Here is an 8,058-nt window from a genome sequence, read left to right on the forward strand (position 1 = left end):
TCCGCCGGGCGCGACGGGACAGGTCCCCCGCGTCCCTGGGACCACGGGGACCAGGAACGGAACGCAGGCGGTCCGTAGCATCGCGGTGTGAGCGACAACAGCCTCGGCGCGTACCTGCGGGCTCGGCGCAGCCTGGTCCGACCGGAGGACGCCGGCATCCGCGTGACCGGGGTGCGTCGTACTCCGGGGCTCCGCCGCGAGGAGGTCGCGACGCTCGCGGGCATCAGTGCCGACTACTACCTCCGGCTCGAGCAGGGTCGCGACCGGAACCCGTCGGGTCAGGTGCTCGACGCACTGGCACGGGTGCTCGGTCTCGACCCGACCGCCACCCGCTACCTGCACTCGCTCGCCGCGCACGAGGCCGGTGTCGCTCGACCCCGTCGGGGCGGCTCCGGACGGGCCTCCGCACACACCACCGGGGAGCGCGTCCCGTCCGGCACCCTGCAGCTGCTCGACGTGATCGGTCTGCCGGCGTTCGTCGAGGGCCGCGCGTTCGACGTCCTCGCCGCGAACGCCCTCGCGACGGAGCTCGCGCCGGGTATGCGAGCGGGCGAGAACCGTCTGCGGACGATGTTCCTCGACGGCGCCGAGCAGGAGCGCTACCCCGACTGGGAACACCAGATGGCCGGCATGGTCGCGGCCTTCCGGGCCTCCATCGGCACCGACGTCGACGACCCCGGCGTCACGTCGCTCGTCGGCGAGCTGTCCCTCGGCAGCGAGGACTTCCGCCGGCTGTGGGCCCGCCACGACGTCCGTCCGCTCGCCGGCGGGACCGTCCGGATGTGGCACCCCGAGGTCGGCGACCTGGAGCTCCGGCGCGAGAAGCTCGGCGTCGGGGGCACCGACGGGCAGCTCCTCGTGGTGCACCACGCCGAACCGGGCTCGCCCTCGGCGCGCGCCCTCGCGCTCCTCGGGAGCCTCGCCGCCTCAGCCGCCTCAGCCGCCTCAGCCGCCGACGGCGTCGAGCTCCCGGACCGCGTCCGCCGGCAGGGTGAGCCCGGCACCGGCGACGTTCTGGCTCAGGTGGTCCACCGACGACGTCCCGGGGATGAGCAGGATGTTGTCGGACCGCTGCAGCAGCCAGGCGAGCGCCACCGACAGGCGTGACTCCCCCAGCCGCTCCGCGACCGCGTCCAGCGCCGCCGACTGGATCGGTGAGAACCCGCCGAGCGGGAAGTACGGCACGTAGGCGATGCCCTCGGCCGCGGTGAGGTCCACGAGGTCGTCGTCGGCACGTTGCGCGACGTTGTACATGTTCTGGACGCACACCACCGGCGCGATCCGCAGCGCCTCGACGAGCTGCGCGCCCGTGACCGTCGACAGGCCGAGGTGACGGACGAGCCCCTGCTGCTGCAGACCGGCCAGTGCCTCGAACTGCGGGGCGATGCTCCCCGGTTCCGGGGCGTCGAACCCGCCGACGCGCAGGTTGACGACATCGAGCTGCTCGAGGCCGAGCCGCTCCAGGTTCGCGTGCACGTCCTCGACGAGCTGCTCCGGCTTCCGGGCCGGCGGCCACTGCCCCTTGTCGTTGCGTCGGGACCCGACCTTGGTCACGATGTGGACCTGTTCCGGGTACGGGTGCAGGGCCTCGCGGATGATCTCGTTCGTGACGTGCGGGCCGTAGAAGTCCGCGGTGTCGATGTGGGTGATGCCGAGCTCGACGGCCGTGCGGAGGACCCGGACGGCCTCGTCCCGGTCGGCCGGCGGACCGAACACCTGCGGACCCGCGAGCTGCATCGCGCCGAAGCCGAAGCGGGTGACCTCGAGGTCACCGAGGTCGTAGGTGCCGCCGGGGAGGGTGTTCGTCGTCATGCGTCGACGATGCACCCGTTCGCTCCGGGGTGCCTGGCCGTGGGCGTCCCCTGGTGCCGCCCTGGGGCCGGCCTGGTGCCGCGGCCTCAGCCGGTCGTGCGGGGCTTCGGGAACGTCGCCCGCATGTGGTCGCTCGTCAGGACGTCGCCGATGCCGATCATGAGCAGCGAGAACAGGATCTGCTCGATCACCATCCAGAAGGGGTAGAGCCCGGGGATCGCCGCGACGACGAGCGTCACGACCGGGAAGATCCTGCTGAACAGGCGGAGTCGCTGGTACGCCCAGTAGTAGCCGAGCTGCGCTCGCCACGCGAACACGTAGAGCGTCAGGGTGATGAGCAGCACGACCGTCGCCCGGAACCACACGGCCCACGCCACCGTCTCCCCGGCACGGGTGAGCAGCACGGCGACGACGATCGCGGCGAGGCCGACGGCCGTCTCGGCGACGAGCAGCCACCGGATCCACCGGAAGGAGCGCACGGTGTCGGGGTGCGCGAGCATGTCCTCGCGGATGACGTAGCCGGCCTGCCGACCGCCGGCCAGGCGGTCGAGGTGCAGCCGGCACCACACACGGTCGGCGAGGGCGGGGAGACTCACCCGTCAATCGTGCCGCATCCGGGCGCTGCCCGGGCGACGTCAGTCGACGCAGACCAGCACCGCGACGTCAGTCGACGGGGACCAGCAGGGCGACACCGAGCACCTCGCCGGAGTCGTCGTCCAGCACCGCCACGGTCCGGACGTCCGCCTCGAGCGACGTCGGATCGGTGACGATCGTCGTGTCCCCGGCGACGGCGGGCACGGTCGTGAGCGTGTGCGCGGCTGCGAGCGCCGCCGTGTCGAGGGCGACCTGGCGGGACAGCACGATCCGCAGCGAACGGTGCCCGGGCGGCACGCTGAGGCCCTGCAGTCGGACGGCCACCGACGCGTCCCCCACCCGCTCGATGCGCACGGTCCCGCCGACGTCGTCTCCGACCGGGACGATTGGCCCGGCGACCGGCAGCGTGCGTGTGACCCAGTCCTCGACGTCTCGTGGCGTGGCCTGGACCGGCGTCTCCGGGATCGGCGCCCCGAGGGCGTTCGACACCCCGATCGGCGCCGACGGCTGCGGTCGCGTCAGCGCTCGGTCGCGGTCGACACCGGCGTGTCGGTCGACGACGGCATCACCCCCGCGGGGCGTGCTGACCGTCCACGCGACCCCGACACCGCCCACGACGACGGCGAGCACCACCAGGACCGTCGCCGGTCCCCGTGGTGCTCGCCGTCGCACGTCGTCCCCCGCGGACCGACTACGTGCGCTTCCGGCGCTCGCGCACCCGCATGTTGACGTTGATCGGGGTCCCCTCGAAGCCCCAGACCTCGCGGAGCCGGCGCGTGATGAAGCGTCGGTACTGCGGGTCGAGGAAGGCCGAGGTGAAGAGCACGAACGTCGGCGGCTGGCTCGACGCCTGGGTGCCGAACAGGATGCGGGGCTGCTTCCCGCCGCGGACGGGGTGCGGGTGCTCCTGCACGAGCTCGGCGATGAAGGCGTTGACCTTGCCGGTCGGGATGCGGGTGTCCCACGACTCGAGCGCGGTCTCGAGCGCGGGCACGAGCTTCTCGAGGTGCCGACCGGTGCGGGCGGAGATGTTGACGCGCGGGGCCCAGGCCACGTGGGCCAGGTCCTGCTCGATCTCGCGCTCGAGGTAGCGGCGGCGGTCGTCGTCGAGCAGGTCCCACTTGTTGTAGGCGAGGACGAGCGCGCGACCGGACTCGAGCACCAGGTCGATGATGCGGAGGTCCTGCGTCGAGATCGTCTCGGTGACGTCGAGCACGACGACCGCGACCTCGGCCTTCTCGAGGGCCGCGGTGGTGCGGAGCGACGCGTAGAAGTCGGCGCCCTGCTGCAGGTGCACGCGCTTCCGGATGCCCGCCGTGTCGACGAAGCGCCAGACCCGGCCGCCGAGCTCGATCTGCTCGTCCACGGGGTCACGCGTGGTGCCGGCGAGGTCGTTGACGACCACGCGCTCCTCACCCGCGGCCTTGTTGAGCAGCGAGCTCTTGCCGACGTTCGGGCGACCGAGGATCGCGACGCGACGGGGACCGCCGACCTCCTGCTTGGCGACGGCCGACGTGTCGGGGAGCGTCGCGATGATGAGGTCCATCAGGTCCGCGACGCCGCGGCCGTGCAGCGCCGAGACCGGGTGCGGCTCGCCGAGGCCGAGGTTCCAGAGCTCGAAGGCGTCGAGGTCGCGGCGCTCGTCGTCGGCCTTGTTCGCGACGACGATGACCGGACGGTCGGTGCCGCGGAGCATCTTCACGACGTGCTCGTCCGTGGCGGTGATGCCGACGGTGACGTCGACGACGAAGAGCACGGCGTCGGCGAGGTCGACCGCCACCTCGGCCTGCGCGGCGACCGAGGCGTTGATGCCGCGGGCGTCGGGCTCCCACCCGCCGGTGTCGACGAGCGTGAAGCGCTTGTCGTTCCACTCGGCCTTGTAGCTCACCCGGTCGCGCGTGACGCCGGGGACGTCCTGCACGACGGCTTCGCGCCGACCGATGATGCGGTTGACGAGCGCCGACTTGCCGACGTTCGGGCGACCGACGATCGCGAGCACCGGGTAGGCGGGCAGGTAGTGCACGCCGTCCTCGCCGAGGGCACCGGCGTCGAGGAGCGCGACGTCCTCCTCGTCGAGCTCGTACTCGTCGAGGCCGACGCGGAGCGCGTTCGCGCGCTGCTCCGCCTCGGCCTCGTCGAGTCCGGCGAGCCGCTCACCGAGGGCGTCGTCGTACTCCGGGAAGTCGTCGTTGTCGTGGCTGTCCTGCTGGGCCATGGTGGGGTTCCTCGTGTGCGACCGGAGTCGCGGTGTCGGTGGCCGTTCCCGGCCGGGCCGGTCACCCGGCCGTGGTGACCGGGCGACCCGGTCGTGTGACCGGACGGCGCCCGGTCTGCGTCAGTGCGTGGCCGCTCGGGCCAGGTCGACGACCGCCTGGACGGTCTGGTCGAAGTCGAGGTCGGTGGAGTCGAGCGTCGTGACACCGTCTGCGGCGTTCATGAAGTCGACGACCTTCGCGTCCGCTGCATCCCGGCGGGCGAGTGCGGCGGAGGTCTCGGCGGCCGACTGGGTCGTGACCTCAGCAGATCGCCGAGCCATCCTAACCGACTCGTCGGCCGTCAGCAGGATCCGGACCTCGGCGTCGGGGGCGACGACGGTCGTGATGTCGCGCCCCTCGGTGATGATGCCCTGCCCGTCCGCCTTCCGCATGACCTGGCGGAAGAGCTGGACGAGCCGCTCGCGCACCTCGGGCAGCTTCGCGATGTGCGCCACCGCGGCCGTGACGTCCGGCGTCCGGATGGCCTCGGTCACGTCGGTGTCCCCGACCCGGACGAAGTACTCGTCGGGGTCGGTGCCGATCGCGTAGTCGAAGGTGTCCCAGCTGGCGAGGACCGCCGACGGGTCGTCGAGGTCGACGCCCTGCTGCAGCGCGTGCCACGCGAGGGCACGGTAGGCGGCGCCGGTGTCCTGGTACCCGAAGCCCAGTGCGCGGGCTGCGGCACGCGAGACGCTGGACTTGCCGCTGCCGGCCGGTCCGTCCACCGCGATGACGGTCTTCGCCACGAAGGCGCCCTGGGGCAGCCCGGACGGGACGGGCGCGCTCGTCGAACCGGGCTCGCCACCGCCCTGGCCGTCGAGGCCGCCGGCGATGTCGCCGCCCCCGATGGGTCCGGGCTGGCCGCCCGGGGTCGGCAGCCCGGAGTCGGGTCCGTCCGGTCCGCCGGTGACGCCGGACTGGTCGAGCGCGGTGTGCGTGTCGTCGTTCAGGCCCATGCTGCTGCGATCCTCCATCCGCGACCCTCGAGCTCTTCGACGAGTCGCTGTTCCTGCTCGGGCACGACCGACACCTCGACGATGCCGATCGGTGCGCCCGGTGAGTGCTCGAGGCGCATGTCCTCGAGGTTGATGCCGATCTCCCCGATGAACGCGAGGAGCGCGGCGATCTGGCCCGGGGTGTCGTCGACGAGGACGACGACCTGGGCGAAGCGCTTGGTCGTGCCGTGCTTGCCGGGCAGGCGCTCGACACCGCGGTTGCCGGCGGCGATCGTCTCCGCGATGGTGCGGGGCGAACCCTGGCCGTCCGGGTCGTCGAGTGCTCGGAGCACCCGGTCGAGGTCGTCGCGCAGGTCGGCGAGCACGGGCCGGATGTTCGCGGCGTTCGCACCGATGATCTGCACCCAGAGCCCCGGGTCGCTCGCGGCGATGCGGGTGACGTCGCGGACGCCGCCGCCCGCCAGGTCGAGCGACCCGTCCGGTGCCTCCTGCAGCCGCGCGGCCATGAGGGTGGAGACGAGCTGGGGCGCGTGCGAGACGTAGGCGACCGCGAGGTCGTGCGCGCTCGGCTCCATCGGCACCACCGTCGCCCCGACGTCGAGGGCGAGGTCCTCGACCACCGCCGCCCGCTGGTAGGTGATGCCGTCGTGCCCCGCGATGACCCACGGGCGCCCGACGAACAGGTCGGCCCGTGCCGCGGTCGGACCGCTGCGCTCGCGACCGGCCATCGGGTGCGACCCGATGTAGCGCGCGACGTCCGCACCGGCGGCGCGCAGGCGCTCGAGCGGCCCGGTCTTCACGCTGGCCACGTCGGTGACGACGGCGTGCGGGAAGGCGGCGAGCTCCCGCTCGACGACCGTCGCCACGACGTCCGGCGGCACCGCCACGACCACGAGCTCCGGCTCGTCGCCCGCTGCGGGACGACGACCGGCGCCGTAGTCCACGGCGAGCGCCAGCGCGGCCGGCGACACGTCGTCGAGGACCACGTCGACGCCCTTCTCGCGCAGGGCGAGCCCGATGGAGGCCCCGAGGAGACCGGCCCCGACGACCCGCACGGGTCCGCGGAGCCGCCGGTCGATGTCCGGTTCGGCGAGCGGGGCGGGGGGGTCGGTCACGCGGTCAGCCTACCGACGCCTCAGTCGGTGGTCTCCTCGTCCCCGGTGCCCTGTGAAGCGACCTGCGCCTCGCGGGCGATGCGCAGGAGCGCACCGAGCTCGACCGTCGACAGCTCACGGACCCGGCCGACCGGCAGCGAGCCGAGCTGCAGCGGTCCGAAGGAACGCCGTACGAGTTCGAGCACCGGGTGCTCCACGGCCTCGAGCATGCGGCGCACGATGCGGTTGCGCCCCGAGTGCAGGGTGACCTCGACGAGCGATTCGCCGCGCGCCGACTCGAGCAACCGCACCTTGTCCGCGGCGATCGGTCCGTCCTCGAGCTCGACCCCGTCGAGGAGTCGCTGCACGGTGCCCGGGTTGACGTTGCCCGCGACCTTCGCGATGTACGTCTTCGCGACGCCGAACGACGGGTGTGCAAGCACGTGCGCCAGGTCGCCGTCGTTCGTCAGGAGCAGGAGCCCCGACGTCTCCGCGTCGAGCCGGCCGACGTTGAACAGCCGTTCCTCGTACCGGTCGACGAACTCGGACAGGTCGCGTCGGCCCCGCTCGTCCTGCAGGCTCGACACGATCCCGGTCGGCTTGTTGAGGAGCACGTACCGCCGCGAGGTGTCGACCTGCACCGGCACGCCGTCCACCGCGATCGCGTCGGACTCCGGGTCGACTCGACGCCCGAGGGCGTCGACGACCTCGCCGTTGACGGTCACGCGACCCTCGACGATCAGGTTCTCCGCCACCCGCCGGGACGCCACGCCCGCAGCGGCGATGACCTTCTGCAGGCGCTCACCGTCGGCCTGGAGGCTCGGCTCGCCCCCGGTGGGCGCGCTCCCCTCCGTCGCGTCCCAGTCCGGGATGATCGGACGCTCCGGGGTGCCCTCCAGCGGTGCGCCGTGCTCGTCGCGCGCGCCCGCAGGGCGCGGCGTCGTGCGGGCGTCGGCGCCGCGGGGTCCGGCTGCCCGAGCACCTGCTGCTCCCCGCGCACCCGCGCCACCGGGGCGGTCGCCGTTGCGCGCGGTCGTCGTGCCACCGACGTAGCGGCGGCCGTTGTGCCAGACGGTGCTCGGTCGGCCGTCCGGGGTCCGGCGGTCCTCGCGCGCGGGGTCGCGGCGGCGGTCGTCACGCCGGTCGTCGCGCCGGTCGTCACGGCGGTCGTCACGGCGGTCGTCCCGCCCACGGGAAGCTCCGGCAGCGCGGTCGTCACGCCCGCGGTACCCGCCGCGGTCGTCGCGGTCACGGCCGCTGCCCCTGCGGTCGTCGCGGCCGCGGTCGTCGCGGCCGCGGTACCCGCTCGTGGAGCGGTCGTCCTCGCGGCGGACGAACCCGCCGTCC

Annotated in this window: 7 protein-coding genes and 1 pseudogene; 1 reads left to right on the top strand and 7 read right to left on the bottom strand. The window is 73.3% G+C overall.

What is annotated here, in order from left to right; translation table 11 throughout:
* Positions 1–87: 87 nt before the first annotated feature.
* Positions 88–900 (top strand): annotated as a pseudogene (locus Cus16_RS16075) (helix-turn-helix domain-containing protein); the annotation flags it as partial.
* Positions 901–945: 45 nt separating this feature from the next.
* On the opposite strand, the gene Cus16_RS12740 reads toward Cus16_RS16075, so the two are convergent.
* The 7 genes from Cus16_RS12740 to Cus16_RS12770 all read right to left on the bottom strand — a co-directional run bounded on the left by Cus16_RS12740 (position 946) and on the right by Cus16_RS12770 (position 7,508).
* Entirely contained in the window at positions 946–1,812 is an 867-nt protein-coding gene (locus Cus16_RS12740) for an oxidoreductase (protein ID WP_069713018.1), read from the bottom strand.
* Between the two features lie 86 nt (positions 1,813–1,898).
* A complete protein-coding gene (locus tag Cus16_RS12745; protein ID WP_069713019.1) occupies positions 1,899–2,408 on the bottom strand; it encodes a hypothetical protein in 510 nt (169 codons plus the stop codon).
* A gap of 67 nt (positions 2,409–2,475) precedes the next feature.
* Positions 2,476–3,036, bottom strand: coding sequence for a hypothetical protein (locus tag Cus16_RS12750; protein ID WP_141718979.1), 561 nt, complete (start codon positions 3,034–3,036; stop codon positions 2,476–2,478).
* Positions 3,037–3,097: 61 nt separating this feature from the next.
* Positions 3,098–4,621, bottom strand: a complete 1,524-nt coding sequence (der, locus tag Cus16_RS12755) for a ribosome biogenesis GTPase Der (protein WP_069713021.1) — start codon at positions 4,619–4,621, stop codon at positions 3,098–3,100.
* Between the two features lie 120 nt (positions 4,622–4,741).
* Complete coding sequence (cmk, locus tag Cus16_RS12760) at positions 4,742–5,407, bottom strand: (d)CMP kinase (protein ID WP_069713043.1); 666 nt, start codon at positions 5,405–5,407, stop codon at positions 4,742–4,744.
* A gap of 200 nt (positions 5,408–5,607) precedes the next feature.
* Entirely contained in the window at positions 5,608–6,732 is a 1,125-nt protein-coding gene (locus Cus16_RS12765) for a prephenate dehydrogenase (protein WP_069713022.1), read from the bottom strand.
* Positions 6,733–6,752: 20 nt separating this feature from the next.
* Positions 6,753–7,508: a pseudouridine synthase gene (locus Cus16_RS12770; RefSeq protein WP_223246614.1), complete on the bottom strand. Its 756-nt coding sequence runs from the start codon at positions 7,506–7,508 to the stop codon at positions 6,753–6,755.
* Positions 7,509–8,058: the final 550 nt, after the last annotated feature.

It is taken from the genome of Curtobacterium sp. ER1/6, assembly GCF_001742745.1.
GTDB lineage: Bacteria > Actinomycetota > Actinomycetes > Actinomycetales > Microbacteriaceae > Curtobacterium > Curtobacterium citri.

Excerpts from the sequence above, each read along its gene's own strand:
- der (WP_069713021.1), bottom strand. The coding sequence starts at position 4,621 with ATGGCCCAGCAGGACAGCCACGACAACGACGACTTCCCGGAGTACGAC.
- Cus16_RS12740 (WP_069713018.1), bottom strand. The coding sequence starts at position 1,812 with ATGACGACGAACACCCTCCCCGGCGGCACCTACGACCTCGGTGACCTC.